The following is a 26,685-nucleotide window of genomic DNA, read 5'->3' on the forward strand; positions in this document are numbered from 1 at the left end:
TGCCCAGAGCATGGTCTATTTGGCGATGATCTCTATTATGTTAAAAAGGCCTTAATAGGTTTTAAAACAGCTTCTAAGGAAAACGCAGTTGATAGAAAGCAGGGGAAAGGGTATGGAAAGGCATATGGCCAGTTGGTTTGCCGGTGTGGAGAACGGGAGAGAAATGACCCCTGCTGACAGGAGTAGAACTTACAAACCGGACATAAACCGTCATGACAAACACATGAAAAAAACGCCACTACTCTTCCTCCTCTTCCTATTGCTGCAAACAGGCACCGCCTGGGCGCAAAGCTCAAACTGGAGCCCAGTAAAAGGAAAGATCACCTCTCCTTGGGCGACAAACGTAAATCCCGCCGCCCCCTTGCCGGAGTACCCGCGCCCGCAGTTGGTGCGCGAAAACTGGCAGAACCTGAACGGCCTTTGGGACTATGCCCTTGCGCCAAAAGCGGATCAGGAGAACATGCCACCCGCCTTCCGGGGCCGGATACTGGTGCCTTATGCCATTGAGTCTGCTCTGTCGGGGGTTGGCAAAACCGTGGGCAAAGACAGCGTGCTCTGGTACCGGAAAAGCATCAGTATACCCGCCAAGCTGCGCAGGCAGCGCACGCTGCTGCACTTCGGGGCCGTGGATTGGCAGTGTGCCGTGTATGTGAACGGGCAGTCCGCAGGCACGCATGAAGGCGGCTACGATCCGTTTTCTTTTGATATCACACCATACCTGAAAAGCGGGAGCCAGCAGGAGATAGCGGTGCGCGTCTGGGACCCCAGCGATGAGGGCCCGCAGCCGCGCGGCAAGCAGGTGAAGAAACCGGAGTCGATCTGGTATACCCCGGTAACCGGGATCTGGCAGACGGTATGGCTGGAGGCGGTGCCGCAAACCTATATCCAGGCTACCCGCCAAACCCCGGACACCGACAAGTCAACTATCACGGTAGCCGCAGACGTGCAGCACATGCAGGCAGGCGACCGGCTGCGCATCTCCGCCTGGGACGGGAAAAGGAAAGTGGCCGAGCAGGAAGCCGGCGCCAATTCCCCGGTCGTGCTACAACTGGACAAACCCAAACTGTGGTCGCCCGAAAGCCCTTTTCTGTATGACCTGCAGGTGGCGGTGGTGCGGAACGGCAAAGTGCTGGACGAGGCGAAAAGCTACTTCGCGATGCGCAAGATCAGCATGGCCCCCGACGCGAACGGCATTCAGCGCATGCTGCTCAACAATGCGTTTTTGTTTCAGTATGGCCCGCTCGACCAGGGCTGGTGGCCGGATGGTTTGTATACCGCACCCACGGAGCAGGCTCTGGTGTTCGACATCGACAAGACAAAGGAGATGGGCTTCAACATGATCCGCAAGCACGTGAAGGTAGAGCCCGCCCGCTGGTACTACCACTGCGACAAAACCGGCATGCTGGTATGGCAGGACATGCCCAGCGGTGATCTGGGCGCCCGCTGGGGCAACCATCCCGGTATTACAGGGCAGGGGCGGGACATGGAGCGCTCGGCGGCCTCAGAGCAAATTTACCGGAAGGAGTGGGGGGCAATCATGGAGGCGCTGCACAACTTCCCGAGCATTGTGGTATGGGTGCCCTTTAACGAGGCCTGGGGCCAGTTCAAGACCAGGGAGATCACCAACTGGACGATGGAGCAGGACCCCTCGCGGCTGGTAAACAGTGCCAGCGGCGGCAACTTCCACCCCGTCGGCCAGATCATCGACCTGCACAATTACCCCGACCCCGTGATGCCGCGCCCCGACCTGTTCGGCAAGCAGCAGGTGATCGTGCTCGGGGAGTTCGGGGGCCTGGGCCTGCCGGTGGAGGGGCACACCTGGCAGCAGAAGGACAACTGGGGCTACCAAAGCTTCAAGAACGCCGAAGAGCTGTTTGAACGGTATAAAGCCTTCACCGAAAAGCTGGAGGAGTTGATCCGGGGTGGCCTGTCGGCGGCGGTGTATACCCAAACCACCGACGTGGAGATTGAGACCAACGGGCTGATGACCTATGACCGCAAAGTAATAAAAGTGCCCGTCGAAAAGCTGAAGGAAGTGAACGAGAAGCTCTACAATCCGTCTTTGGTGAACCTGAAAGCTACCTCCCAGCGGTGATCAAAGAATGTAAAGCTCAAGGCGTATGGAGGCTCGGTGGGGTAGGCGTATATGGCATGCGCCTGATGAGTTAAGCGTTATGAAAAGATATCCTAAATCCAATATAAGGCTGGCAGCATTGCTGTTGTGTCAGTTCCTACTGTTGGGCTGCGCAACCGCTGTCGCGCCTAACCAACAGCAGGAAAGAGATCAGCCCGTAGCGGAGGAGGGCTATTTCACCAACCCAATTGCGGATGGGGCCGATCCGTGGGTGATCAAAAAGGAAGGGATGTACTATTTCTGCAGCGCCAGCCACAACGCCATTTATATATCGAAATCAGCGAAACTGACGGAGCTCGGCCAAAAAGTGGCTGTCTGGGAAACACCTGATTCCGGCTGGAACAAGAGCAACGTGTGGGCGCCGGAGCTGCATCACCTCAACGGCAAGTGGTATATATACTACGCGGCCGCCCAAAAAGCCGGTGCGCCCTTTCTATACCAGCGGTCGGGGGTGCTTGAGTCGGAGGCGGATGATCCGTTCGGGCCATATCGAGACAAAGGCATGCTCTACACCGGCGATAGCATTCAATACGCTTCCGCTGCCGCGCAATGGGCCATCGACCTGACGACGCTAAAACTGAACGGGCAGCTGTACTCTATTTGGTCGGGTTGGGAGAAGCAGGTGGAAACGGACAGAACGAAGCAATATCTATATATGGCCACCATGCGCAACCCCTGGACGATCAGCAGCAACAGGGTCCGGATCTCGTCGCCGGAGCAGCCATGGGAAACTGGGGGCGAGTTGGACCTGAACGAGGGACCTCAGGTGCTGAAGCATCAGGGGAAGGTTTTTATCATCTACTCCACACGCGAGTCTTGGCTGAAGGAGTACCGGCTGGGGCAACTAACGCTCTCGGACACTCTGCTTAACCCGATGCAGCCTGAAAATTGGGAAAAAACAGGGCCGGTGTTTCAGGGAACAGCCGAGGTGATGGGCGTGGGCCACTGCAGCTTCACCACCTCCCCGGACGGAACCGAAAACTGGCTGCTGTATCACTCCAAAAAAAGCAGCGTGCCGGGCTGGGCCAGAGACATACGGGCGCAGGAGTTTGAGTGGCAGCCAGATGGTAGCCCGGAATTTGGGGAGCCAGTGCCAGCAGGTGTTCCTATTCCCGTGCCAGCCGGGCAGCAACAAGTCTTACATAGATAGATTAAACCCTATATAATGGAGCAGCTTTTTAACTTACTGTGAAAAATGAAGAGACAAGCCTTAGTTTTATATATAACCGGTCTGCTGGCGTTTTCATGCAGCAACAATTCCGCGATCACACAGCAAGAGAATGCTTCTGATACTGAAGCTGTTGCTGCGACCTACACAAACCCGGTGCTAGCCGGCGATTATGCTGATCCGTCGGTGGTGCGGGTGGGGCAGGATTACTGGGCAACAGCCACGTCTTCGGAGTGGGCGCCGCTATACCCTATTTTGCACTCCAACAACCTCGTGGACTGGGAAACTGTGGGGCATGTGTTTCCGGACAAGATTCCGGACTGGGCGGAGGCGCATTTCTGGGCGCCCGAAATTGCCTACGATAACGGCAGATTCTACATCTATTACACTGCCAAAAAGAAGGGCGGCAACTTGTGTGTGGGCGTGGCCAGCGCTGAAAAGGCGACAGGCCCCTATACCGATCACGGGCCGCTGGTGTGCCAGGAGGTGGGCTCTATTGATGGCTTTCAGGTTCGGGACAATGCCAATGAACTCTATCTTGTCTGGAAGGAAGACGGCAACAGCCGTGGCCTGCCCACCCCCATCTGGGCGCAGCGCATGAACGAGGGGCGCACCGCCCTGACAGGCGAAAAGTTCGAGATGTTCCGCAACGACGCGGGCACCTGGGAGGGTGGTTTAGTGGAAGGGCCGGCCATCGTGCGCCACGGCGATTATTTCTATACCTTTTACGCAGGAGACAAGTGTTGCGGGCGCGAGTGCACCTATGGTGTGGGCGTGGCACGGGCCCAGAGCATCCGGGGGCCGTGGGAGAAATACGATCAAAACCCGATCATGAAGCAGAACGACACCTGGAAATGCCCTGGTCACGGCACGGTGGTGTCCGATGAAAGCGGCCGCGACTACTTCCTGTACCACGCCTACAACACCGACAGCTTCGTATACCCTGGCCGACAGGGCCTGCTCGATGCCATCGTCTGGGGCGACGACGACTGGCCGCATTTCAGGAACGAGTCGCCGAGCGTTACTGCGCCACTGGCAGGTGCAAGGCCCGCTGCTTCTAAAGATGGGGATGTAAGCGAGGAGTTTGATGCCAGCCGCCTCTCAAACACATGGCAGTGGCCGGTAGGGCAGCAACCCGCCTATACCCTGAATACCGGCGGCGACGGCTTGCTGGTGCTGCAGGCTTCCCCGGAGAAAATAGGAGCCGTGTTGAGCAAGCGCACCATCGACGGCGACTACACCGCCACAACCGCCCTCCGCAGAAGCACGCTTCAGGCAAACACCATGGCGGGCCTCTCCGCCATCGGCGACAATAACAATGCGGTGGGAATAGCATTGAGCAACGGGGAGGTGGTGCTGTGGTCAATGAAGGGGGGTGAGATGACAACCCTTGCCCGGACACCCGCGCCGGAAGATGGAACGGTGCAACTGCAGCTCACCACCGATAAAGGTGACCAGATGCGGTTTGCCTGGAGCGCGGACGGCGCTACGTGGCACTCTTTGAACGAGGGACAGGCTGTAGACGCCGCGTACCTGCCACCCTGGGACCGGGGCGTGCGGGTGGGGCTCACGGCCAAAGGCCCTGTCAGCGCCACTGCCGCTTTCGACTGGTTCCGGGTAGATAATTAGTCCGGCCAAATCAGGCTCAACCTACGCTAATAATGCTTAAATTTAAATGTATAAACGTGTCACAAAGTCCAACCATCTATATGAAAAAAAGAGAAGTAAGTAGAACCCTTTTACTGTTAACTTTGGCGGGAAGTATCGGGGCCACGAGCTTGAGTAGCTGCTCTAGCCAGGAGTCGGGCGAAGCCGATACAGAAACCACCACCGCATCAAACGACCAAGCGAAAATGGAGATTAAGAAAGAAGCCTTCGGCAAAACAAAGGAGGGAGAGGAGACGACCCTCTATACCCTGACCAATGCCAACGGCATGCAATTGAAAGTGACGGATTATGGCGCGACCATCACCTCGGTGCTCACGCCGGATAAAAACGGCAAGCTGGGCGACGTGGCCCTGGGCTTCGACAGCATGGACGGATACCAGAGCGACGCATACCTGAAAAGCGGCCCTTACTTCGGGTCTGCCATTGGCCGCTACGGCAACAGAATAGCCAAAGGCAGGTTCACGCTGAACGGGCAGGAGTATAAACTGGCCCAGAACAACGGCGAGAACCACCTGCACGGCGGCACAAAGGGATTCGACAAAGTGATCTGGCAGGCGGAGCCGTTGGCTGACCAGAATGCCCTGCGCCTGACCTATGTGAGCCCCGACGGGGAAGAGGGATACCCCGGAAAACTCACCACGACGGTAACTTATACCCTAACCGACGACAACGAGATCAAGATTGATTACACCGCCACCACCGACAAGGCCACTCCCGTTAACCTGACCAACCACAGCTACTTTAACCTGGCTGCCGGAGAAGCGAACGATGCCCTGGACCATGTGCTGACGATTAACGCCGACAAGTATACCGTAGTGGATGGCTCGCTGATACCTACCGGCGAGCAGCGCGCTGTGAAAGGAACCGTGATGGACTTTAATACGCCCACTGCGATCGGTGCCCGCGTGAAGGATGTAGAAGGCGGCGGCTACGACCACAACTACGTGCTCAGCAACTCCGATGGCACCCTGAAACAGGCAGCTACCGTGTATGAGCCTACCAGTGGGCGCATGATGGAAGTGCTTACCACCGAGCCAGGCATTCAGTTCTACTCGGGCAACTTCCTGGACGGCACCATTGAGGGCAGGGGCGGTAAAACCTACAGCAAGCACTACGGCTTTGCCCTCGAGACGCAGCATTTCCCGGATTCCCCGAACCAGAAGGATTTCCCGTCCACTATACTGGAGCCGGGCCAAACTTACAAGTCCAGCACGGTGTATAAGTTTTCGGTAAAAGAGAACGCGCAGTAATTTATACCCTGGTATAAACAGAAGCCTATTTGGGAAGCCGTTTCAGCCCTGGTTGAAACGGCTTTCTGGCTTTTAAAGTCAGCAATGAATTAACGCTGGGTCGCATGTTAGAATAATTCACGCATGACAACTCCTGGTGGAGCATGCGAATTGCAGAATGCATGTATAACCACTGCTCCCATCCCAAACCTGAAGCCAGCTGAACAATTCGGCGCAATCGTCAGTTTACAGACAGGGTATGGCCAGCACATGGCGCTGCCATGAACGCCTGCTGTCCGAAGTGGCAGGCAGTAAAAATCAACTAAACATATGCAAGAGAAAACAACTGCGTTTCTGTTCGACCTGAACGGGACGATAATAGACGATATGGAGTTTCATGCCAGGGCCTGGCACGAGATTCTGACCAATGACCTGGGGGCCGACCTGACCTGGGAGGAGGTGAAGAAGGAGATGTATGGCAAGAACAGCGAGGTGCTGGCCCGTATTTTCGGGGACGACCACTTTACCGGTGAGGAGGTGCACAAAGCCTCGCTGAAGAAGGAAAAATACTACCAGGAAGCCTACAAGCCGCATCTGAAGCTGATCGATGGCCTGCACGATTTTCTGAAGCAGGCCGCTGAGAATAAAGTGAAAATGGCGATAGCCTCTGCCGCCATCACCGATAACATCGACTTTGTGGTGGACAACCTGGATATCCGGGAGTATTTTGATGCCCTGGTGAGTGCCGATGATGTGGACAACAGCAAGCCCGACCCTGAGACATTCCTGAAAGCGGCGGAAAAGCTAGGGGCTTCGCCGGAAGAGTGTATTGTTTTTGAGGATGCCCCGAAAGGGGTAGAGGCCGCCCAAAATGCCGGGATGCGCTGCGTCGTGATCACCACGGCCCACCCAAAAGAAGACTTCGCGCAGTATAGCAACGTGGTTGCCTACATAGCCGATTACACCGATGCCTATACCACAGGTTTCTTCACTGAAGGCGTTTAAGCGAACCAGAAAGGTATAAAACAGAAGAAGCGGGCCCGAAAGTCCGCTTCTTTTGTTTCAAAGTAGTTGTGTCTTTTCTGTATTACATCCGGCTGTTTATCTGATAGTATACCTCGCTCCAGCGCAGCTCGTTTTGCAACTGACGGAGTTTAGTGTCTTTGTCGATCACCACGCACTCTACCCCGGCCATGTCGGCAAAATCATGTAGCTGCTCAGCGCTCAGGTTCTGACTGTAGCAGGTATGGTGTGCTCCTCCGGCCAGTATCCAGGCGGCGCAGCCCGTTTTCATGTCCGGAAGCGGCTTCCAAAGCACGCGGGCCACGGGCAGGTTTGGCAGGTCATGCTGCGGCTCTACGGCCTCCACCTCATTTACCAGTAGTCGGAAGCGGTTGCCCATATCGATCATGGACGCGTTCAGGGCAGGGCCTCCCGCCACGTTAAACACCAGGCGAACCGGGTCAGACTTGCCGCCTATACCCAGCGGATGCACCTCACAGGAAGGCTTTCCGCTGGCAATCGACTCATCGATCTCAAGCATGTGCGAGCCCAGCACCAGCGAGTTGTTCGGGTCGAAGTGGTAGGTATAGTCTTCCATAAAGGCGTTACCGCCCTCCAGGCCGCTTCCCATTACTTTCATGGCACGCACCAGCGCGGCTGTTTTCCAGTCGCCCTCACCGGCAAAGCCATACCCCTGCGCCATCAGGCGCTGCGCCGCAATGCCGGGCAACTGCGCCATACCATACAGGTCCTCGAAGGTATCGGTAAATCCTTTGAAGTTCCCGTCTTCGAGGAACGTGCGCAGGCCGATCTCGATTTTAGCCGCCTCGCGCAGCGAATTATACTGCTCGCCGCCTTTGCGGAGGGCCTCCACCACGGCATAGCGCTCCTCATACTCATTGGTCAGTTGGTCTACCTCACGGTCGCTGATCTGATTGATGATGTTCACCAGGTCACCGATGCCATACGTGTTCACCGAGAAGCCAAACTTCAGTTCTGCCTCCACCTTGTCTCCGTCTGTCACGGCCACATAGCGCATGTTGTCGCCGAAGCGGGCGAACTTGGCACCTTGCCAGTCGTTCCAGCCGCTGGCCACGCGGGCCCAGTTGCCGATCTGCTCCAACACCTCAGCCTCCTGCCAGTGCCCAACCACCACCTTGCGGTTCATGCGCATACGCGACACGATGAAACCGAACTCCCGGTCGCCGTGGGCGCTCTGGTTCAGGTTCATGAAGTCCATGTCGATAGAGTTCCACGGAATGTCGCGGTTGAACTGGGTGTGCAGGTGCAGCAGCGGCTTCTTCAGGATTTTAAGGCCCCCGATCCACATTTTGGCCGGGGAGAAGGTATGCATCCAGGCCACCACGCCGATACAGTTTTCGGCTACGTTAGCGTCCTGGCAAATGCGGTAAATTTCCTCTGTGGTCTTCACCACCGGTTTAAACACCACGGATACCGGCACCTGCCCGGCCTTGTTCAGCCCCTCTGCAATTTGTTGGGAGTGCTCAGCCACCTGGCGCAGCGTCTCCTCACCGTATAAATGCTGGCTGCCCGTGACAAACCAGATTTCGAATTTTTTTAACTCTATCATACTATAAAGTGTGTTGTTGACAATAATAAAACAGCGTAAAAAAATGCGTTGCGGCAATTTTGCCGCAACGCATTTTAAATGCTTAGTACCACAAGAAGTAATAGATCAGTCCGATAATCAGGACGATACCAGCGGCTCCAATATTAAACGGCGTGCCTGTGTTGAAGAGCACCGGATCAGAAATAATGGCTTTCGGGTCAGATAGCGGCATCTTCGCGTTGGTGTAAAGTATCACACCGATCATCAGGAAGAAGGCAGCCAGGAAGAACAGCGACTCGATGGCGTAGTAGCTGTATTCCGGTGTGTAGATGATTGCTGCTATCAATGTGATGGCGGCCAGCACAAAGAAAACATAAGAATAGCCCGCAATCTTGCGCTGTCTGCTCTCCGACGGGAGCTGTACCGTTACTTTAACGCCACGCTCTGCAAAGCTGATAATAGACGCGATAAGGCAAAGGATGATGAACACATACCCCATACGCAACAGGAATGGCATGTCCGGGCTGATGATCTTGAAAATGATACCGGCCGGGATCGTGGCGATGGCTGTCCAGAGGGCGGCGTTGGCGGTGATCTGTCTCCAGAAGAGACCCATACCAAACACGGCAACCACACCCGGGTAAATGTAGCCGGTGTACTCCTGAATGTACTGGAACACCTGGTCGAGGGAACTGAGCTGCGGCGCTACAAGCGCGGCGATAGCCAGCGCAACCACAGCCACGATGCGCCCTACTCTTACCAGCTGTTTGCCGGATGCGTTTGGCTTAAAGTAAGGGCTGTAAATATCCATCGTGAAGATGGTGGAGGTACTGTTCACCATGGAGGCAAGCGAAGAAACGATAGCTGCTGTAAGGGCAGCGAAGGCAAGCCCTCTCACGCCAGCCGGCACAAAGTTCTTCAGCAACCACGGGTATGCCTGGTCAGACTTTTCGATGGCTCCCATCTCGGCAACTGTCTTGCCCAAGATCTGCGCAAGCTCCTCCGGGGTATGTGCGTTTAACAACACGTAAGCAGCGATACCCGGGATTACCACGATTATCGGCATTAAGATTTTCAGGTAACCGGCAAATAACAGACCGCGCTTGGCTTCGTTGATGCTCTTGGCAGCAAGACCTTTCTGGATGATGTACTGGTTAAAGCCCCAGTAACCCAAATTGGTGGCCCACATGGCACCCGCAATCACGGCGATACCCGGCAGGTCAATAAAAGCGTCTTTCTGTCCACCGGTGCCGTCCGGCACGTAGATTCTACCTTCCGGTATCACCATGGTAAAGTGGTCTCTGCTTCGCTCGTACAGATTAGATATACCCACGATCACACCTTCACCGGCGCCCACGGCATCCAGGGCAAGGTAGGTTGTTACAAGGCCACCTGTCACCAGGAAGATCACCTGCACCACGTCCGTCCAGGCCACTGCCTCCAGACCGCCATAAATAGAGTAGATGGCCGAGAAAGCCAACAGACCGATAATGCCATACTGCAACGGAATGCCCATGATGTTTTCCATGGCTAGTGCGCCCAGGTAACTTACTGAGGTCAAGTTCACGAACACATACACCAGCAGCCAGAAAACTGCGAAGGCAGTACTCACGCCACGGTTGAAGCGTTGGTTCAGGAACTGCGGCATGGTATAGATGCCCTTGTCGATGAAGACAGGCAGGAAGTACTTGGCCACGATGATCAGGGCCACGGCAGCCATCCACTCGTAGGCGGAAATAGCCAGACCGATGGCGAAGCCTGAGCCGGAGGTGCCGATAAAGTGCTCCGCGGAAATGTTGGCCGCGATAAGTGAGGCGCCAACTGCCCACCAGGTGAGCGATTTGTCGGCAAGGAAGTATTCTTCCGATGTTTTCTCCACCCCATGCTTATTTCTGGAAACCCACAGGCCCAGGAACAGGATGGTGATGGCATAGAGGATGAAGACTACATAGTCTATTGTTGAGAATCCGGCTGTCATGTAAAGATAGCTTAACGTTTAGGTTGGTAAAATTTTCTTAATTTATAAGAAAATATTCGTTTATCTTAATTTTCGATTATTATTCATGCCAAAATTCCGGAAATCCGCAGATTTTCAGCGCGTATACTTCCAGAGCAAGGGAACCGGGGCTACTGACCATAGTAAGAGTCCGGGCCGTGCTTGCGCTCGTAGTGCTTTTTGATGAGGGAATCCTGCAGTCGTGGCGCATCAGGCCTGATTTGCTGGGTAAGGTAGGCCATGCGGGCCACTTCCTCTACCACGGCGCTGTTGTACACGGCCTTGGCGGCGGTTTTGCCCCAGGTAAAGGGCGCGTGGTTGCCAACCAACACCATTTCCACCTCCTCGTAGCTGAGGCCTTTCTCCTGCAGGTAGTTCATGATCTGAAAGCCGGTCTCGTACTCGTAGTTACCCCGGATCATCTCGTCGTTCATGGGCGGGGCGCAGGGGATGTCGGCCGTGGTATGGTCTGCGTGCGTGGTGCCGAAGATCGGGATGTCGCGCTGTGCCTGTGCCCAGGCGGTAGCGTAGGTAGAATGGGTATGCACAATCCCGCCGATGTTCTCCCAGTGCTTGTACAGCACGGCGTGGGTCTTGGTGTCGGAAGAGGGGCGGAGATTTCCCTCCACCGTGTTCCCGTCAAAATCCACGATCACCATCGACTCCGGGGTAAGGTCCTCGTAGGGCACGCCGCTGGGCTTGATGGCGAATACGCCCAACGCGCGGTCTGCCGCGCTCACGTTCCCGAAGGTAAACAGCACGAGCCCCAGTTTGGGCAACTGCATGTTGGCCTCGTACGCGGCTTGCTGTATATGTTGGTATTTGCTCATGGTCTGTGTTATCTAACTACTTCTTCCTGGATGTCGGTAACCTCTTTTGTGTGCACGGCTGGTAACAGGTCTTCCAGGGCCATGCCATGTGCCTTGTACTGCGCATAGCGCTTTGCGTAGAATCCGGTGCGCGTGGCATCGGGTTGGTAGGTTAGATCAAAACCCTGTCCCATAGCGGCCATCGCGTCTTCCACCTTGTCGTACAGGCCAGCGGCCGTGGCCGCGAACATGGCCGCCCCGATGGCGCAGGTTTGCTCCGATTTGTGGATACGGATCGGCATGTCCATCACGTCGGCCATCATCTGCATGATGTAGGGCGACTTCCTGGCGACGCCCCCCAGGCCGATCAGTCCCTTCACCGGGATGCCCTGCTCATTGAAGCGGTCCACGATTTTTTTGGCCCCGAAGCAGGTGGCTTCCACCAGCGCCCTGAAAACGCGCGGCGCATCGCTGCCCAGCCCCAGGCCCATGATGGCTCCCTTCAGCAGTTGGTTGGCGTCGGGCGTGCGGCGGCCGTTGAACCAGTCGATGGCAAAGGCATCGCTTTCAGAAAGCGGCAATTGCGCGGCCTGGTTCGTCAGTTCCGGTATAATCCTGTCCGACACTTCCTGGTATAGCGCCTCGGCGGTTTCCTTTGATATGGTGGACGACTGCGCCAGTGTTTGCTTGAGCGGCCACAGCAGCAAGTTCTTGAACCAGGCATAGGTGTCGCCAAAAGCCGACTGGCCCGCTTCCAGCCCCATCATGGCCGGTATAACGGAACCCGGCACCTGTCCGCAGATGCCGCGCACCAGATTGTCGGCTACCTCGGCGGTGGGGGCCACCAGCATGTCGCAGGTAGAGGTGCCCATCACCTTGCTCAGGTGGTAGGGCTCTATCTGTCCGCCTACGGCACCCATGTGCGCGTCAAACGCGCCCACGCCCACCGTCACGGTGGCTGGCAGGCCCAAACGTTCGGCCCACGCAGCGCTTAGCTGGCCAGCGGCCTGGTCGGCAGGGTATGCGTCGGTGAAGAGGCGATCGGTAAAGCCGTTCAGGAGCGGGTCGAGGGAGGCAAAAAAATCGTTTGGCGGAAGACCGCCGAATTCGGCTGCCCACAGCGCCTTATGGCCTGCGGCACACACGCTGCGCTTCATCTGAGTCACGTCGTTGCCGCCAGTGAGCAGGAACGGGATCCAGTCGCAGTGCTCTACCCAGGAGTAACAAGCCGCGCGCACCTGCTCGTCTTCGCGCAGCACGTGCAGCAGTTTTGCCCAGAACCACTCCGAGGAGTAAATTCCGCCTACATACTGCAGGTAGTTGGTATCAAAGCGGTTGGCATGGGCGTTGATCTCGGCTGCCTCTCCGATGGAGGTATGGTCTTTCCAGAGCACGAACATCGCGTTCGGGTTTTCGCTGAAGGCGGGAAGCAGGGCAAGGGGGGTGCCGCTTCTGTCGACCGCCACAGGCGTTGAACCGGTGGTGTCGACGGAGATGCCTTTCACGGCCGCCGCCACTGCAGGGCCTGCGGTGCGCACGCATTCGGTCACGGTGTGCTCCAGCCCCTCCACATAGTCCAGGGGGTGCTGCCGGAACTGGTTGATGCCGGCGTTACAGTATTCCCCGCGCTGCCATCTTGGGTAATTGTAAATGGAGGAGGAGACCTCTTCCCCGGTGTGTGCGTTTACAAGCACGGAGCGGACAGAATCTGATCCGTAATCCACTCCAATAACGTAAGCTATCTCTTTCACAGGCGCTTCTATTTCAAGTTTTGTGTCAAATTAACACTTATTAACAAAAATAAAAAATATTGCGCACACATTCCGCATGAAAACTTGCGATTGTCAGGGAGCCAGGAACTTTTCGGGGTTGGGGATGAACTTCAGGAATGCCTGGAAATTGTTTATATACTTGCTTTGGTCAAGCTTGTAGAAGAACGCGCCTTTTTTGGAGCTTTCCTTGTCTTTGTCGTGCTGCTTCACAAACAGGCCCGTGGAGAGGAGCTTGCGGTTGAAGTTCCGCTTGTCAAACGTCGCTTCGTAAAGGCCCTCGTAAAGCGCCTGCAGCTGGGGCAGCGTGAATTTCTCGGGCAGCAACTCGAACAGCAGGGGGTGCAGGGCGGCTTTGTAGCGCAGCCTGTTTTTGGCCATCTCCACCATTGCCATGTGGTCGAAGATCAGCTCGGGCATGTCGTTGAGCGGGAACCATTCGGCATGATAGTCCTGGCTCAACTGCTTCTCATACTTCTGAATGTCGAGGAGTGCGAAATAGGTAACCGCGACGGTTCGCTCCACGGGGTCACGGTGTGGGCTTCCGAAGGTATGCAGCTGCTCCAGGTAAACGTTTTTAAGGCCGGTCAGCTCCTCGAGGATGCGGTTGGCCGCTTCATCCAGGCCTTCCTGCGGTTGCACAAAGCCACCCATCAGACTCCATTTCTTCTTCTCCGGCGCAAAACCTCTCTGAATAAGAAGCAGCTTGTAGCTTTCGCCATCAAAGCCCAATATAATACAGTCTACGGCAACGAGTACTCGGGTTTGTCCGGAGTATTTCATCATAGTGGTTTTATTGTTTACACGGCATTCAGCGGCACATTGCCTGCGCTGATAACTTGAAAAAGCCTGAGCAATCCTCTGGCAAAATGGCTGCTGCGGGAGGCTGCTGCAGGGCCAAAGGTAAGACACTTTTTTGTATGGTAAATGGATGTTTACACAACAGAATTAAAAAAACAAATGCAAAAGCCCCACTGGTTGTGATATGCAATTAAAGCTATGCGATTTTACATTAAAAACCAAACCTCGCTATAGCTGTAAAATAACGCCCTCCTTGCTTATGGGTAGCGAGGAGGGCGCTTTTATACCTGCGTCTGCGGCGGTTGCTTAGGCGGGCATCAGTTCTTTCAGCTCGCTTACCACCTTGGTCATGGACGACTTGGCATCGCCGAACAGCATGAGGCAGTTCGGATACCCGAACAGCTCGTTCTCGATGCCGGCATAGCCCGCGCTCATACTGCGCTTGCACACAATAACGGTGCGCGCCTTGTCGGCGTTGAGCACCGGCATGCCATAGATCGGGCTGCTTGGGTTGGTGCGGGCGGCAGGGTTCACCACGTCGTTGGCTCCGATGATCAGGGCAATGTCAGTGTTGGCGAACTCGTCGTTTATCTGGTCCATCTCGATCAGCTTGTCGTAGGGGATGTTGGCCTCGGCCAGCAGCACGTTCATGTGGCCCGGCATACGGCCCGCCACCGGGTGTATGGCAAATTTCACCGAGATGTTCTGCTTCTCCAGCAGGTCCGTCAGTTCGCGCACGATGTGCTGTGCCTGCGCCACGGCCATACCATACCCTGGCACGATAATCACGGAAGACGCTGACTCGAAGAGCATGGCGGTTTCTTCCACGCCTACCTCCTTCACCACGATCTCTTCGCCTCCTTCCGTGGAAGTGGCGGCGCTTGTCTGGCCGAAGCCGCCAAGCAGCACATTGATCAGCGAGCGGTTCATGGCCTTACACATGATCTGCGTCAGGATGATACCCGAGGCCCCTACCAGGGCACCGGCGATGATAAGCACCTGGTTGTTGAGCACAAAACCCGTGGCACAGGCGGCTATACCGGAGTATGAGTTGAGCAGGGAGATAACCACCGGCATGTCGGCACCGCCGATCGGGATTACCGTGAGCACCCCCAGCAGCAGGGCGATAAAGAGCACGCCCATCATCCAGATCTGCACGTTTGGCTGCAACACCACCAGCACCGAGAGGGCCAGGGCCGCCAGAAAGAGGATGGCGTTGACGGCGTGCTGGCCAGTGAACACAATGGCCCGGCCGTTGATCAGGCCTTTCAGCTTTCCGAAGGCCACCAGCGAGCCCGTCAGGGTAACGCAACCGATGATCACACTGATGATGATGGTCACACCCACCACCACTTGCATACTATACCCGGCGGCATGCGCCATGCGCCAGTACTCTGAGGTGGCCACCAGCACTGATGCGGCACCACCGAAGCCGTTGAAGATGGCCACCATCTCGGGCATTGAGGTCATTTCCACGCGCTGCGCCACCACGGTTCCGATAGCCGATCCGACCAGCACCGTCACGAAGATCTCCGTGAAGCTCAGCACCTGGCTGTCGAGCAGGGTGGCAAGCACCGCAATAAGCATGGCCACCGCCGACACGAAGTTGCCCTGGCGGGCCGTGGACGTTTTGCCCAGCATCTTGATGCCGATGATAAACATCACGGAGGCGATGAGGTATGCGATCTTTATTAGTAATTCTTTTTCCATCAGGGTTATTTCTTTTTCTTCTTAAACATCCGCAGCATGCGGTCGGTCACCACATAGCCACCCACCACATTGAGCGTCGCCAGCAGCAGGGCCGCGATCGCCAGTCCCTTGCTCACCGACCACTCGTTTGGGCCGGCGGCCACGATGGCACCCACAATCGTGATGCCCGAGATGGCGTTGGAGCCCGACATAAGCGGAGTATGCAGGGTAGGGGGCACTTTGGAGATGAGCTCGAAACCTACGAAGCTGGCCAGCACCAGCACATAAAGGAGTACTATTAAACTTTCTGCGTTCATACTGTTTTCGCTAATATTTCTTTTGTAAACTGATGCACTAACTCTCCCTTGTGGGTGATCAGGGAGCCTTTGGTCACGTCTTCGTCCATTTCCCACTTAAAGCCCTCGCTGGTGGCCAGGTGCAGCAGCAGCGTGCTGATGTTCTTGGCGTACAGCTCGCTGGCGTTTACCGGCACCATGGCGGGCAGGTTCGATTCCCCGATAATGGTGACCCCGTGGCGCACCACCGTCTGGTTAAACTCGCTCAGGGCGCAGTTTCCGCCTGATTCCACGGCCATGTCCACGATCACGGAGCCGGGCTTCATGCTCTCTACCATTTCCTCGGTTACCAGCATGGGGGCTTTCTTGCCGATCACGAGGGCCGTGGTGATAACCAGGTCCGCGTCGGCGATATGTTTGGAGATGAGCTCTTTCTGTTTCTGGAGGTACTCCGCCGACACTTCGCGGGCATAGCCGCCCTCGGTTGTCACGCCCTCGGCCTTCACTTCCAGGAAGCGGCCGCCCAACGACTCGACCTGCTCTTTGGTCTCGGGGCGCACATCGGTTACCTCTACCACCGCGCCGAGGCGCTTGGCTGTGGCCACGGCCTGCAGGCCAGCCACGCCCGCCCCGAAAATCAGCACGCGGGCAGGGGTTATGGTGCCTGCGGCAGTCATCATCAGCGGGAAGATTTTGCCCAGGGCGTTTGCGCCCAGCAGCACAGATTTATACCCTGCCAGGTTGGCCTGCGAGCTAAGGGCATCCATTTTCTGGGCGCGGGAGATGCGGGGCACGGCGTCCATGGCGAAGGCGCTGATTTTCTTGCGCACGCACACATCCACAAGCTCTGGAACCGTGTAGGCATACAGAAACGAAATCAGGGCGCTGCCGTCGCGCAGCAAAAGCGCCTCTTCCGGGGTGGGGGCGTTTACCTTCAGCAATATGTCGGCGTCCTCCAGCAGGGGCTCCCGGTTCTGGAAAATGATGCCGCCCGCCTGCTCAAAGGCACTGTCGTAAAAGCCGGAGGCCACACCAGCCCCGCTTTCGACACCGCATTTAAAACCGGCTTTGGTCAGTGATTTCACGACATCTGGTGTCAGGGCTACCCTTCTTTCGGAGGGCTTGCTCTCTTTTAGTACAGCTATGTTCAACTTTAAATAGTAATTAGTGTAACCTGAGATTATGTTCGTATAGGTTGTAAGTTCTTTTTTCGGGCGAAGCACGCGCGCCGCTTTCGCCGCCGCCAGTTAGTTCCGGGCCTGCAACGTTGCCCGTGGCACGCCCCAGTATTTGCATCTTTTTACAGGAAAACAGTCCCGATGTCCGGGCGATTGCCCGACGTGCCGCTACACCGTTTTAGCCGTATTGTACAAAATTTGGCGACGCAATCGAAAAATATGGCACGGCCTGTTCGCACAATGATAAGCTAAGATAATAAAATTATTAAGTAAGTGCTTAGTTTTTTGAAAACATATTCTGTAAACAGGTTGATTGTTGAGAATAAAAAGGTAATATGGGTATAAATATGGGTTTTTTGCAATAAAAACAGCTTTGCCCGCGTATTCGGGTTTATAGGTTTTGCATCCTGCGGATATAGCTATTGTCCTGCTTCGAACGCGCTTCAGAACGGCTTGGGAGGCACTAAAAATGAATGTGTTATCATTCTTTTGCTTAATTTAGAACTTTTTTAGTGAACATTCCGCTAACAGTATTTAATTTTGTACCGTTGTTTTTATATACAGAACTAACAATAGCGTCACGTTACATATAGCTGACCGCACCCTATGCTCTGGAATGTCAGAAGGGGAACCTTGTATCTTCTTGCCTACAAAACCTGTAGACGGTTTATACAGCGTTCTCAATCCTGTGCCAGGAGGATAGTGTTCGATCAGGTATCAGAACTGAGGCTAAAAAACCATTTAGTTTTTTAAAGATGCTTAAAACAAAAAAAGAGATTATTTTAGAAACGGCTTTGAATCTTTTCGCTGACAAAGGATATGAGGCAACGCCCACAAGCTTGATCGCGAGGGAGGCAGGTGTGTCAGAGGGGCTCATCTTTAAGCACTACCTCAGCAAGGAGAACTTGCTGGAGGCGGTGGTAAAGGCAGGGTACCGGCGCATTACCGACCGAAGCAAGGGCCTTGTGGTGGAAGCCGATCCGCTGAAGCTAATCGAGAACGTGCTGGACATGCCCCTCAAACTTGTGGAAGAGGAGCGCAATTTCTGGCGCATGCAGTTTCGCCTGGTGGACGAGGAGATTTCGCAGAAGCATCACATGCGCTACTCACACTCCGTTATGCAGAAGCTGGAGGGAGCCTTCAAGGAACTGGGGTATGAAGACCCGGAACTGGAGACAGAGATTCTGATGCTGTTGGTGGAGGGCCTGTGGCGCCTATACCTGACGAACGAAGACAAGGGGCGCTTCGTGAAGATGCTGGACCTGATCAAGGTGAAGTATCGGAAGTAAGCTGCCCGTATACATACCCTGAGGCGGAAGACTGCCGCTGGATTTTATCAGAGGACAAAGAGCGCAGCGCCTGGAGGGGTTCACCTTCCGGGCGCTGCGCTCTTTACGTCGGGGCCATACCATACCCTGATGCAGGCTTTTAAGCCTACAGCCCAAACACCCGGGGCAGCCACAGACTCAGCTCCGGCACATACGTAACCAGCAGCAGCGCCACCACCATGGCCAGGAACAGCGGCACGAGTGGCCGGATGACTTTGCTGATGCTGATGCCAGCCACCCCGCAGCCCACGAACAGCACTGAGCCCACAGGCGGCGTGCACAGCCCGATGCACAGGTTCATGACCATGATGATGCCGAAATGCACCGGGTCCACCCCAAGCTCGCGCACCACCGGCAGAAAGATCGGCGTGAAAATCAGCACAGCCGGGGTCATGTCCATGAAGATGCCCACAAAAAGCAGAATCAGGTTGATGATGATGAGGATCACGATCTTGTTGTCGCTAATGGAGAGGAGCGCTTCGCTGAACGCCTGCGGGATGTTGGCATAAGACATCACCCACGACATGCCCATCGACGTGCCGATCAGCAGCATCACGATGGCCGTCGTGATGACGGTATGGATCAGAATGTCCGGCAGGTCGCTCACCTTCACCTGGCGGTATACCGCCATCGACAGGATCACGGTATAGAGCACGGCCACCGCCGAGGCCTCCGTGGCCGTGAACACCCCCGCGATAATCCCGCCAATCACCACGATCAGCAGTAGCAGGCTGGGCACGGCGTCCAGAAACTTCCTGAAAACCTCTTTCAGCGTGGTTCGCTCACCCACCGGGTACTTCTTTTTGTAGGAGATAATGCCGGCCACGAGCATCAGCACAAAGCCAAGCAGGAAGCCCGGCACGTAGCCCGCCACAAACAGCGCCGCAATAGACACGCCGCCGCTGGCCAGGGAATACACGATCAGGATGTTGCTGGGCGGGATGATCATACCGGTGGTGGCCGAGGTGATGTTCACCGCCGCGCTGAACGGCCTGGAGTAACCCTCCTTGACCATTCGCGGGTTCATGATGCCGCCAATGGCCGAGGCCGCTGCCACGGCTGAGCCCGAGATCGCGCCAAAGAGCATGCAGGCCACAATGTTCACGTAGGCCAGTCCGCCGGGCAGGGTGCCCACCAGGCCTTTGGCCAGGTCAATGAGGCGCGTGGCAATGCCGCCCCGGTTCATGAGCTGGCCCGCCAGGATGAAGAAGGGTATGGCAAGCAGGGCGAAGCTGTCGAGGCCGGTGGCCATGCGTTGAGCCAGTGTGGTGAAGGCGGCCTCCGGGGCAATGCTCACCAGCATGGTCAGGAGCGCCGAGATGCCGATAGAAAAGGCAATGGGCACGCCCAGGGCGAGCAGGATGATAAAGCTGAGGACCAGTACGAGTATTTCCAGGAGTTCCATGTGTGCCTTTTTAGGTATGGCCCGCGGGCCGCTGTGTGCTGATTTAAGGTGGCGGGAGCCGCCGTTTGCGTGTTGGTGTGCCGATGCCCGTGCTCCGGGGAGGCGGGCGCTTTTACATCATCTCCTTGCCGATCTCCTCCGGCTCCTCCTCTTTCTCCGTCAGGTTCGCGAGGCTGTAGTAGATGATGAGCAGGCCGCTCAGGGGAACCACCAGGTATACATAGCCCAGCGGCACGTTGAGGGCGGCCGAGGTCTGGTGCAGCGTGAGCGTGATGTAGACCAGCTTGATTCCGCCCCATACCATGGCCAGCAACGCGAAGATGGCCACCAGCAGATGAATGAGGACGTTGAGGTTGCGCTGTTTTCTGCCCTCCAGCTTTGAGGGAAGGATGTCGATGGCCAGGTGCATTTTCTTGCCCGTCACGTAGCTGGCGCCAAGCAGACTCACCCAGATGAGCAGGTATCGGGCCAGTTCGTCGGTAAAGGAGCTCGGCGAGCGCAGGATAAAGCGCGAGCCTACCTGCCAGAGCACGTTCAGGGCCATCGTGCCCATCAGGATCACCAGTATCCAGTATAAAAAAGTGTCAAGTCGTTCTCTGAAACTCATATCAGCGTTCGGTTAAATGATGCAAAGCATTGGTGCGTGCCCCTGCCGCCCGGGGGAAACAGGTATGGCGCGGCGGGTACGCGGGATGTTCCACGGGCAACAGCGCTAGTGTTTGGCGGTGCTGCCTGCCGGCGTGGTTTGGGTGGCCTGTATGCGTTGGATGAGGGAGTATACCTCCGGCTCGTTTTTGTAGCTTTCAAACAGCGGGGCCACCAGCTTCGCGAAAGGCTCCTTGTCGGGGTAGCTTACTTCCACGCCTGCCTTCTTCACTTCTTCCAGGGCTTCCTCCTCCGCTTTTTTCCAGAGCTCCCGCTGCACCACCGCCGACTCGTCGGCCGCCTCCTGCAGCCACTGCCGCTCCTGCGGACTCAGATTCTCCCATACCTTGGTGCTGATCAGCAGGATGTCGGGCACCATCGTGTGCTCGTTCAGGGAGTAGTACTTGGCCACCTCGTAGTGGCGCGACAGGTAAAAGGTGGGTGGGTTGTTCTCGGCCCCGTCGACCACGCCCTGTTGCAGGGCGGTATAAATCTCGCCCGTGGAGATTGGGGTGGCGGCACCGCCGAAGGCGTTCACCATGCTGATGGCGGTGTTGCTGGCCTGCACCCGAATCTTCATGCCTTTCAGGTCGGAGGGGGTGTTGATGGGCTTGTTGGCGGAGTAAAAGCTGCGGCTGCCGGCATCGTAATACGTGAGGCCGCGGAGCCAGTACTGCTCCCCTTCGGTCAGCAGCTCCTTGCCGATCTCACCGTCCAGAACGCTCAGGTAATGCGCCTTGTCCCGGAAGATGTAGGGCAGGCTCAGCACCTTTAAGTTGGGGGCGAAGCTCTCCATGGTGGCGGCCGACACCTTGGTCATGCCCACGCTCCCGATCTGCAGCAGCTCCACCGACTCCCGCTCGCTGCCCAGCTGCGAGTTGGGGTAAATGTCAATCTCCAGCGTGCCCCCCGACTTTTCCTTGACGCGCTCGGCCAGGTATACCATCGCCTTGTGTACCGGGTGCGACACCTCCAGGCTGTGGGCCAGCTTTATATGCTTCGTTTTGGAAATCTCCTGACAGCCAGGAGCCAGGCACAGCAGCAGGAGCAAGGCACACAGGTACAGGGGTCTGTTCAGTTGGGGGAATCGGCAGGGTGCAGGCATTATTTGGTCCTCACTCGTTTAATTGTTTCCAGGGCGGTGCGGGTCAGCTCCTCCAACTTGTCGTAGTTTTGGGAGGCAATCAGGTTTTTGCTGAGGAGCTGTGAGCCCATGCCCACGCAGTGCGCGCCGGCGGCAAACCATGCCCGCAGGTTCTCTTCTTTCGGCTCTACGCCACCCGTCGGCATGATGCTCGTCCAGGGGCAGGGGCCCTTGATCGCGGCGATAAAGTCTGGTCCGCCCACCTGCATTGCCGGGAAGATCTTGATCACCTCGGCACCGAGCTCCTCGGCGCGGGAGATCTCCGTCAGGGAGCCGCAGCCCGGCGCCCACATGACCTTGCGGCGGTTGCACACGATGGCCACATCCTCCTTCAGCACCGGCGACACGATAAAATCGGCCCCGCACTGTATGTATAGGGCAGCCGTGGCGGCGTCCACCACAGAGCCCACGCCCAGCATCAGCTCCGGGAAGTTCGTGCGGGCATGCCTGACAAGCTGCGCAAAAGTCTCGTGCGCGAAGTCGCCGCGGTTGGTGAACTCAAACACCCGGACCCCGGCCCTGTAGCAGGCTTGCAGCACATGCTGGCATACCTCCGGGTCGGCGTGGTAAAACACGGGCACCATACCTGTCTCCGCCATTTTTAGCGCTACTTCTATTCTGCTGAATTTTGCCATAACTGATTGGTCAATTACTGATTTGATGAAAAACAATGGTTAACGGACAAGCCTGCCGGACGTGTTGCCTCCCAGCAGTGCCTCAACCTCGTCCACGGTGGCCAGGTTCGCGTCCTCCCGGATGGTGTGCTTGAGCACCGACGCGGCCACGCCGAAATCAAGGGCCTTCTGGTCGTTTCCGTAGGCCAGCTGGCCATAGATATACCCCGCGATAAAGGCGTCGCCGCCACCGATCCGGTCCACGATCGGGTTGATCTCGTAGGTCTGGGTTTTGAGCATCTCCTGGCCATCCCAGAGCATACCAGAAAGCGTGTTGTGCGTGGCGCTGACGGAGGTGCGGCTGGTGTTCACGATTTTCCGCACTTTGGGGAAGCGCTTCATGAGCTGGCTGAACACCGAGGCAAGCGCGTCTCCGTTCGTGCCTTCGGGGGTGATGCCCAGAATGTCCTTAGCGTCTCCCTGCCCGGCCACGATCACATCGCAGCCGGCAATCAGCTCGGGCATTACCTCTCCGGCTGTTTTGCCGTACTGCCACAGGTTTTTCCGGTAGTTGATGTCCGCCGAAACGGTCAGCCCCTTTCGGTTGGCTGCCTCAATGGCTTTGGCACAGCAGGCGGCGGCCCCGGCCGAGATGGCCGGCGTGATCCCGGTCCAGTGAAACCAGTCCGCATCGGCAAACACCGCGTCCCAGTCGATCATGTCGGGCTCCAGCCCGGCAAAGGCCGAGTTGCTGCGGTCGTAGATGACCTTGCTGGCGCGCACGCTGGCCCCGGTTTCCAAAAAGTAAATGCCGATCCTGTCGCCGCCATACACGATGTGCTGCGTGTCCACGCCATACTTGCGGAGCAGGTTGGTGGCCGCCTTGCCGAGCTCGTTGTCGGGGAAGCGGGTTACGTGGGCCGCGCCCACGCCGAGTTGGGCCAGCGACACGGCCACGTTGGCCTCGCCGCCACCATAGGTGGCCTCGAAGTGCGTGGACTGGATAATGCGCGCATAGTCAGGCGTGGAGAGCCTGAGCATGATGTCACCGAAGGTGATAACTTTTTTTCTCATATCAGAAACCGAAGTATGCTTTTGCGTTGTGATAGGATATGTTTTCAACCAGCTGCCCGATCCACTCCAGCTCACTTTCAGGCAGCTCGCCGTTTGCCACGTCCTGGCCCAGCAGGTTGCAGAGGATACGCCTGAAGTACTCGTGCCGCGGGAAGGACATAAAGCTCCTGGAGTCCGTCAGCATACCCACAAAGCGGCTCAGCAGGCCCATGTTCGAGAGGGCGTTCAGCTGCTTTTCCATACCGTCTTTCTGGTCGAGGAACCACCAGGCCGAGCCGAACTGCATCTTGCCGGGCGTGCTGCCGTCGTTAAAGTTGCCGATCATGGTGGCGTATAGCTCGTTGTGGCTTGGGTTCAGGTTGTAGAGGATGGTCTTGGCCAGCTGGTCTGCGTTGTCCAGCCGGTCGAGGAACCTCGACAGCGGTTGGGCCACGTCGAAATCGCCGATGGAGTCGAAGCCGGTGTCGGGGCCGAGCTCGCGCAGCATGCGGCTGTTGTTGTTGCGGAGCGCGCCCAGGTGGAACTGCTGCGTCCAGCCCTTGCTATGGTCCAGCAGGGCCATCTCCACCAGCATCGCCGACTTAAACTTCAGCGCCTCCTCCTGCGTCAGATCCTGTTGCTGCAGGGCCTTGTCAAAAATCCGGCTGATCTCCCCATCGGTATACGGGGTGGCATAGATGGTTTCGAGGCCGTGGTCGGAGAGGCGGCAGCCCTGCGCATGGAAGAAGTCGTGCCGTTGCGTCAGGGCGTCCAGCAGCTGCCGGAAGTTGCCGATGGAGACATCGGAGGCTTGTTCGAGCTGGCGGAGGTAGGGCAGGAATATCTCCGGGCTGTCGATGGCCAGCACCTTGTCGCAGCGGAACGCAGGAAGCACCTGCAGGCCGAAGTTTTCTTCTTTTATTTTCCGGTGATGCTCCAGCGAGTCGATGGGGTCGTCGGTGGTGCAGACCACCGTCACGTTCATCTTGCGCAGCAGGCCGCGCACGCTGTAGGCGTCGGTTTGCAGCAGCTCGGTGCAGGTGTTGTATATTTCGCGGGCCGTTTCGGGCTTCAGGATCTTCTCCACGCCAAAGTAGCGCTTCAGCTCCAGATGCGTCCAGTGGTAGAGCGGGTTGCGCATGGTATAGGGCACCGTTTCGGCCCACTTCTCAAACTTGGCGTAAGCATCGGCGTCGCCGGTGCAATAGCGCTCCGGCACGCCGTTGGCGCGCATGGCGCGCCACTTGTAGTGGTCTCCCTCCAGCCAGGCCTGGGTCAGGTTGTCAAACTTTCTGTCGGTGGCGATGGCCTCCGGCGACAGGTGGCAATGGTAATCGATGATGGGCAAGTTTTTTGCGTGCCCGTGGTAGAGATGCTGTGCTGCCTTGGTCTGAAGTAAAAAATTCTCGTCTAGGAAAGACATATGTCTTGCTTGGTTGAAATTACAAGTTAAAAAGTATTCTTGATTTTTAAAGTGTCGCGCGCCAATTCCAGGTTAAACGCATCAAATCTTTATCATTTTGTTAAAAAAATGAATAAAGGTTGATAAAATTTAAAACGTTTACTTGTAAGTGACGGATTACAAGCTTTGGTAACAAACAATAGGATTTATAGACTCTATGAGAGTCATGAAAATCAAGTTAACAAACGGTCAAGACTTCTAGCCTTAATTACTCTAATGCTAGAGTACCACATAGAGCATAATTCATTGCACTTTTAGATGCGTTCAACCTGCGCCAATTCTGCTATTTTGCGGAAATGGTCGCCTCTGTTTGCTGCAGTTGCCTTAGGTGGGCGGTCACGGCTTCGGCCATACCCGCCACCTGCGTTAAATCGGTATCCCACAAGGCGGTGTTAGCCAGAGTCGCCGTCACCACAGCCTCCGCATCGCCTTGCTGCCATGCCTGTTCAAAAAACGCCAGCACCTCGGGCGCGTCGTTCAGCGGAATGCGCTTGCCGCGCCACGTGCCTTTGTAGAAGAGGATGAGCGCTGCCAGCGCCTGGAGCAGGTGCTCGGGCAACCGGCCCTTGCGGGCGGCATAGGCCAGCACCGAGGGGAGCACGCGCACCTTGTATTTCGAGATGGAGTTCAGGGAGATGGAGAGCAGTTCGTGGCGGATGAAGGGGTTTCGGAAACGCTCGATCACGTCGTCGGCAAACTGCTTCAGCTCGTCGTCCGGCATATCCAGCGTAGGCACGATCTCACTATAGATGGCCTCCCGGATGAAGCGGCCTGTCTGCTCGTCTTCTACGGCCTCCTGCACTGTGCGCAGCCCGTGCAGGTAAGCCACCGGCACCAGCGTGGTATGGGCCCCGTTCAGGATGCGCACTTTGCTGGTGCGGTAAGGGGTGAGATCATCCACAAACTTTACCTGCAGCCCGGCTTCCTGGGCCGGGAACGCCTGTCGCACCGCATCCGGGGCCTCGATCACCAGCAGGTGGTATGGCTCGGCCGTCACCACCAGGTTATCGGCGTAGCCCAGTTCCTGCTGCACGGCGTCTATGGTGTCTTTTGGGAAGCCCGGCACGATGCGGTCCACGAGGGTGTTGCAGAAGGCGAGGTGCGCCTGCACCCAATCGGCAAAACCCTGGGGCAACTGCCAGTTCTTGGCATACTGCAGCACGATCTGGCGCAGCGCGGTACCGTTGTTTTCAATCAGTTCGGTGGGTATGATGGTGAGTCCTTTGGCCGGGTCACCGCCAAAATGCCTGAAGCGGTGGTAGAGCAGGGCCGTCAGCTTGCCCGGGAAACTAGCCGGGATGCTGTCGATGCTGGTATCTCCCGCGTCAAAGGCGATGCCCGCCTCCGTGGTGTTCGAGAAGATGAACTCCAGGTCGGGGTTCTCGCCAAGCGCAAGGTAGGCGGCGTAGCCGTCGTAGGGGTTCTGGGCGCTGGCTATGCAGCTGATCAGCCGCTTTTCCTGCGTGGGCTCGCCCTGCCGGATGCCGTTCAGCAGCACATGGAACAGGCCGTCCTGCTGCCGGAGCGCCTCGATGGTCCGGCGGCTCCTGTCGCGGGGCTGCACCACCGCCACCGCGCCGTTAAAGGCGGTCTTCTCGTTCAGGACGTCAATCATCCAGTCCACGTATCCGCGGAGGAAATTGCCCTCGCCAAACTGCAGCACCTTTACCGGTCGCTGGTTTGGGAGTTGTGCTGTCTGTCTGTTTAATGGCTTCATGGTATCAG

Annotated in this window: 21 protein-coding genes; 6 read left to right on the forward strand and 15 right to left on the reverse strand. The window is 56.7% G+C overall.

Annotated elements, in window-relative coordinates; all coding sequences use genetic code 11:
* Positions 1-223 precede the first annotated feature (223 nt).
* The 5 genes from MKJ04_RS19310 (at position 224) to MKJ04_RS19330 (ending at position 7,204) form a co-directional block, all read left to right on the forward strand.
* Entirely contained in the window at positions 224-2,095 is a 1,872-nt protein-coding gene (locus tag MKJ04_RS19310) for a glycoside hydrolase family 2 protein (protein WP_241643309.1), read from the forward strand.
* Positions 2,096-2,174: 79 nt separating this feature from the next.
* Entirely contained in the window at positions 2,175-3,284 is a 1,110-nt protein-coding gene (locus tag MKJ04_RS19315) for a family 43 glycosylhydrolase (protein ID WP_241643310.1), read from the forward strand.
* Between the two features lie 45 nt (positions 3,285-3,329).
* The gene (locus tag MKJ04_RS19320) at positions 3,330-4,931 is read left to right on the forward strand and encodes a family 43 glycosylhydrolase (RefSeq protein WP_241643311.1); all 1,602 of its coding nucleotides are present in this window, start codon (positions 3,330-3,332) and stop codon (positions 4,929-4,931) included.
* A gap of 80 nt (positions 4,932-5,011) precedes the next feature.
* Positions 5,012-6,220 (forward strand): aldose epimerase family protein, encoded by a 1,209-nt coding sequence (locus MKJ04_RS19325; RefSeq protein ID WP_410896835.1) that lies wholly within the window; start codon positions 5,012-5,014, stop codon positions 6,218-6,220.
* Between the two features lie 309 nt (positions 6,221-6,529).
* Positions 6,530-7,204, forward strand: a complete 675-nt coding sequence (locus tag MKJ04_RS19330; RefSeq protein WP_241643313.1) for an HAD family hydrolase — start codon at positions 6,530-6,532, stop codon at positions 7,202-7,204.
* A gap of 82 nt (positions 7,205-7,286) precedes the next feature.
* Here the strand turns inward: MKJ04_RS19330 and araA are convergent, their stop codons facing one another.
* The 8 genes from araA to MKJ04_RS19370 all read right to left on the reverse strand — a co-directional run bounded on the left by araA (position 7,287) and on the right by MKJ04_RS19370 (position 17,282).
* Positions 7,287-8,792, reverse strand: coding sequence for an L-arabinose isomerase (gene araA / locus MKJ04_RS19335; RefSeq protein WP_241643314.1), 1,506 nt, complete (start codon positions 8,790-8,792; stop codon positions 7,287-7,289).
* Between the two features lie 82 nt (positions 8,793-8,874).
* Positions 8,875-10,749 (reverse strand): sodium/sugar symporter, encoded by a 1,875-nt coding sequence (locus tag MKJ04_RS19340; protein WP_241643315.1) that lies wholly within the window; start codon positions 10,747-10,749, stop codon positions 8,875-8,877.
* A 149-nt stretch (positions 10,750-10,898) separates the two neighbouring features.
* Positions 10,899-11,597 (reverse strand): L-ribulose-5-phosphate 4-epimerase, encoded by a 699-nt coding sequence (locus MKJ04_RS19345; RefSeq protein ID WP_241643316.1) that lies wholly within the window; start codon positions 11,595-11,597, stop codon positions 10,899-10,901.
* A gap of 8 nt (positions 11,598-11,605) precedes the next feature.
* Positions 11,606-13,327 carry a ribulokinase gene (locus MKJ04_RS19350; protein ID WP_241643317.1) on the reverse strand — a complete coding sequence of 574 codons (1,722 nt, stop codon included), beginning with the start codon at positions 13,325-13,327 and terminating at the stop codon, positions 11,606-11,608.
* A gap of 93 nt (positions 13,328-13,420) precedes the next feature.
* Positions 13,421-14,131 carry an NUDIX hydrolase gene (locus MKJ04_RS19355; protein WP_241643319.1) on the reverse strand — a complete coding sequence of 237 codons (711 nt, stop codon included), beginning with the start codon at positions 14,129-14,131 and terminating at the stop codon, positions 13,421-13,423.
* A gap of 321 nt (positions 14,132-14,452) precedes the next feature.
* Positions 14,453-15,856, reverse strand: a complete 1,404-nt coding sequence (locus MKJ04_RS19360; protein WP_241643320.1) for an NAD(P)(+) transhydrogenase (Re/Si-specific) subunit beta — start codon at positions 15,854-15,856, stop codon at positions 14,453-14,455.
* 5 nt (positions 15,857-15,861) lie between these two features.
* On the reverse strand, positions 15,862-16,152 hold the full coding sequence (locus tag MKJ04_RS19365; RefSeq protein WP_241643321.1) for an NAD(P) transhydrogenase subunit alpha: 291 nt from the start codon (positions 16,150-16,152) through the stop codon (positions 15,862-15,864).
* The gene (locus MKJ04_RS19370; protein WP_241643322.1) at positions 16,149-17,282 is read right to left on the reverse strand and encodes a Re/Si-specific NAD(P)(+) transhydrogenase subunit alpha; all 1,134 of its coding nucleotides are present in this window, start codon (positions 17,280-17,282) and stop codon (positions 16,149-16,151) included. The genes MKJ04_RS19365 and MKJ04_RS19370 overlap by 4 nt, the downstream gene beginning before the upstream one ends.
* Before the next feature lie 782 nt (positions 17,283-18,064).
* Between MKJ04_RS19370 and MKJ04_RS19375 the strand changes: the two genes are divergently transcribed.
* Positions 18,065-18,598, forward strand: a complete 534-nt coding sequence (locus MKJ04_RS19375; RefSeq protein WP_241643323.1) for a TetR/AcrR family transcriptional regulator — start codon at positions 18,065-18,067, stop codon at positions 18,596-18,598.
* 145 nt (positions 18,599-18,743) lie between these two features.
* On the opposite strand, the gene MKJ04_RS19380 is transcribed toward MKJ04_RS19375, so the two are convergent.
* From MKJ04_RS19380 to MKJ04_RS19410, 7 genes are all read right to left on the reverse strand, one after another.
* On the reverse strand, positions 18,744-20,042 hold the full coding sequence (locus tag MKJ04_RS19380) for a TRAP transporter large permease (protein WP_241643324.1): 1,299 nt from the start codon (positions 20,040-20,042) through the stop codon (positions 18,744-18,746).
* 112 nt (positions 20,043-20,154) lie between these two features.
* Positions 20,155-20,649: a TRAP transporter small permease gene (locus MKJ04_RS19385; protein WP_241643325.1), complete on the reverse strand. Its 495-nt coding sequence runs from the start codon at positions 20,647-20,649 to the stop codon at positions 20,155-20,157.
* 105 nt (positions 20,650-20,754) lie between these two features.
* Positions 20,755-21,792 carry a TRAP transporter substrate-binding protein gene (locus tag MKJ04_RS19390; RefSeq protein WP_410896836.1) on the reverse strand — a complete coding sequence of 346 codons (1,038 nt, stop codon included), beginning with the start codon at positions 21,790-21,792 and terminating at the stop codon, positions 20,755-20,757.
* Positions 21,792-22,466, reverse strand: coding sequence for a bifunctional 4-hydroxy-2-oxoglutarate aldolase/2-dehydro-3-deoxy-phosphogluconate aldolase (locus tag MKJ04_RS19395; RefSeq protein ID WP_241643328.1), 675 nt, complete (start codon positions 22,464-22,466; stop codon positions 21,792-21,794). Before MKJ04_RS19395 ends, MKJ04_RS19390 begins: the two co-directional genes overlap by 1 nt.
* A 39-nt stretch (positions 22,467-22,505) precedes the next feature.
* Positions 22,506-23,519 (reverse strand): sugar kinase, encoded by a 1,014-nt coding sequence (locus tag MKJ04_RS19400; RefSeq protein WP_241643330.1) that lies wholly within the window; start codon positions 23,517-23,519, stop codon positions 22,506-22,508.
* A 1-nt stretch (position 23,520) separates the two neighbouring features.
* On the reverse strand, positions 23,521-24,921 hold the full coding sequence (uxaC, locus tag MKJ04_RS19405) for a glucuronate isomerase (RefSeq protein WP_241643331.1): 1,401 nt from the start codon (positions 24,919-24,921) through the stop codon (positions 23,521-23,523).
* Between the two features lie 322 nt (positions 24,922-25,243).
* Positions 25,244-26,677 (reverse strand): tagaturonate reductase, encoded by a 1,434-nt coding sequence (locus MKJ04_RS19410; protein WP_241643334.1) that lies wholly within the window; start codon positions 26,675-26,677, stop codon positions 25,244-25,246.
* Positions 26,678-26,685 lie beyond the last annotated feature (8 nt).

Source organism: Pontibacter sp. E15-1, from assembly GCF_022601975.1.
In the GTDB taxonomy this organism is placed as follows: domain Bacteria; phylum Bacteroidota; class Bacteroidia; order Cytophagales; family Hymenobacteraceae; genus Pontibacter.

Bases quoted from the DNA above. Each gene is read 5' to 3' on its own strand.
- araA (WP_241643314.1), bottom strand. From the start codon at position 8,792: ATGATAGAGTTAAAAAAATTCGAAATCTGGTTTGTCACGGGCAGCCAG.
- MKJ04_RS19345 (WP_241643316.1), bottom strand. From the start codon at position 11,597: ATGAGCAAATACCAACATATACAGCAAGCCGCGTACGAGGCCAACATG.
- MKJ04_RS19385 (WP_241643325.1), bottom strand. From the start codon at position 20,649: ATGAGTTTCAGAGAACGACTTGACACTTTTTTATACTGGATACTGGTG.
- MKJ04_RS19315 (WP_241643310.1), top strand. From the start codon at position 2,175: ATGAAAAGATATCCTAAATCCAATATAAGGCTGGCAGCATTGCTGTTG.
- MKJ04_RS19310 (WP_241643309.1), top strand. From the start codon at position 224: ATGAAAAAAACGCCACTACTCTTCCTCCTCTTCCTATTGCTGCAAACA.
- uxaC (WP_241643331.1), bottom strand. From the start codon at position 24,921: ATGTCTTTCCTAGACGAGAATTTTTTACTTCAGACCAAGGCAGCACAG.
- MKJ04_RS19360 (WP_241643320.1), bottom strand. From the start codon at position 15,856: ATGGAAAAAGAATTACTAATAAAGATCGCATACCTCATCGCCTCCGTG.
- MKJ04_RS19395 (WP_241643328.1), bottom strand. From the start codon at position 22,466: ATGGCAAAATTCAGCAGAATAGAAGTAGCGCTAAAAATGGCGGAGACA.
- MKJ04_RS19340 (WP_241643315.1), bottom strand. From the start codon at position 10,749: ATGACAGCCGGATTCTCAACAATAGACTATGTAGTCTTCATCCTCTAT.
- MKJ04_RS19380 (WP_241643324.1), bottom strand. From the start codon at position 20,042: ATGGAACTCCTGGAAATACTCGTACTGGTCCTCAGCTTTATCATCCTG.
- MKJ04_RS19355 (WP_241643319.1), bottom strand. From the start codon at position 14,131: ATGATGAAATACTCCGGACAAACCCGAGTACTCGTTGCCGTAGACTGT.
- MKJ04_RS19390 (WP_410896836.1), bottom strand. From the start codon at position 21,792: ATGCCTGCACCCTGCCGATTCCCCCAACTGAACAGACCCCTGTACCTG.
- MKJ04_RS19325 (WP_410896835.1), top strand. From the start codon at position 5,012: ATGAAAAAAAGAGAAGTAAGTAGAACCCTTTTACTGTTAACTTTGGCG.
- MKJ04_RS19320 (WP_241643311.1), top strand. From the start codon at position 3,330: ATGAAGAGACAAGCCTTAGTTTTATATATAACCGGTCTGCTGGCGTTT.
- MKJ04_RS19330 (WP_241643313.1), top strand. From the start codon at position 6,530: ATGCAAGAGAAAACAACTGCGTTTCTGTTCGACCTGAACGGGACGATA.
- MKJ04_RS19400 (WP_241643330.1), bottom strand. From the start codon at position 23,519: ATGAGAAAAAAAGTTATCACCTTCGGTGACATCATGCTCAGGCTCTCC.
- MKJ04_RS19365 (WP_241643321.1), bottom strand. From the start codon at position 16,152: ATGAACGCAGAAAGTTTAATAGTACTCCTTTATGTGCTGGTGCTGGCC.
- MKJ04_RS19410 (WP_241643334.1), bottom strand. From the start codon at position 26,677: ATGAAGCCATTAAACAGACAGACAGCACAACTCCCAAACCAGCGACCG.
- MKJ04_RS19375 (WP_241643323.1), top strand. From the start codon at position 18,065: ATGCTTAAAACAAAAAAAGAGATTATTTTAGAAACGGCTTTGAATCTT.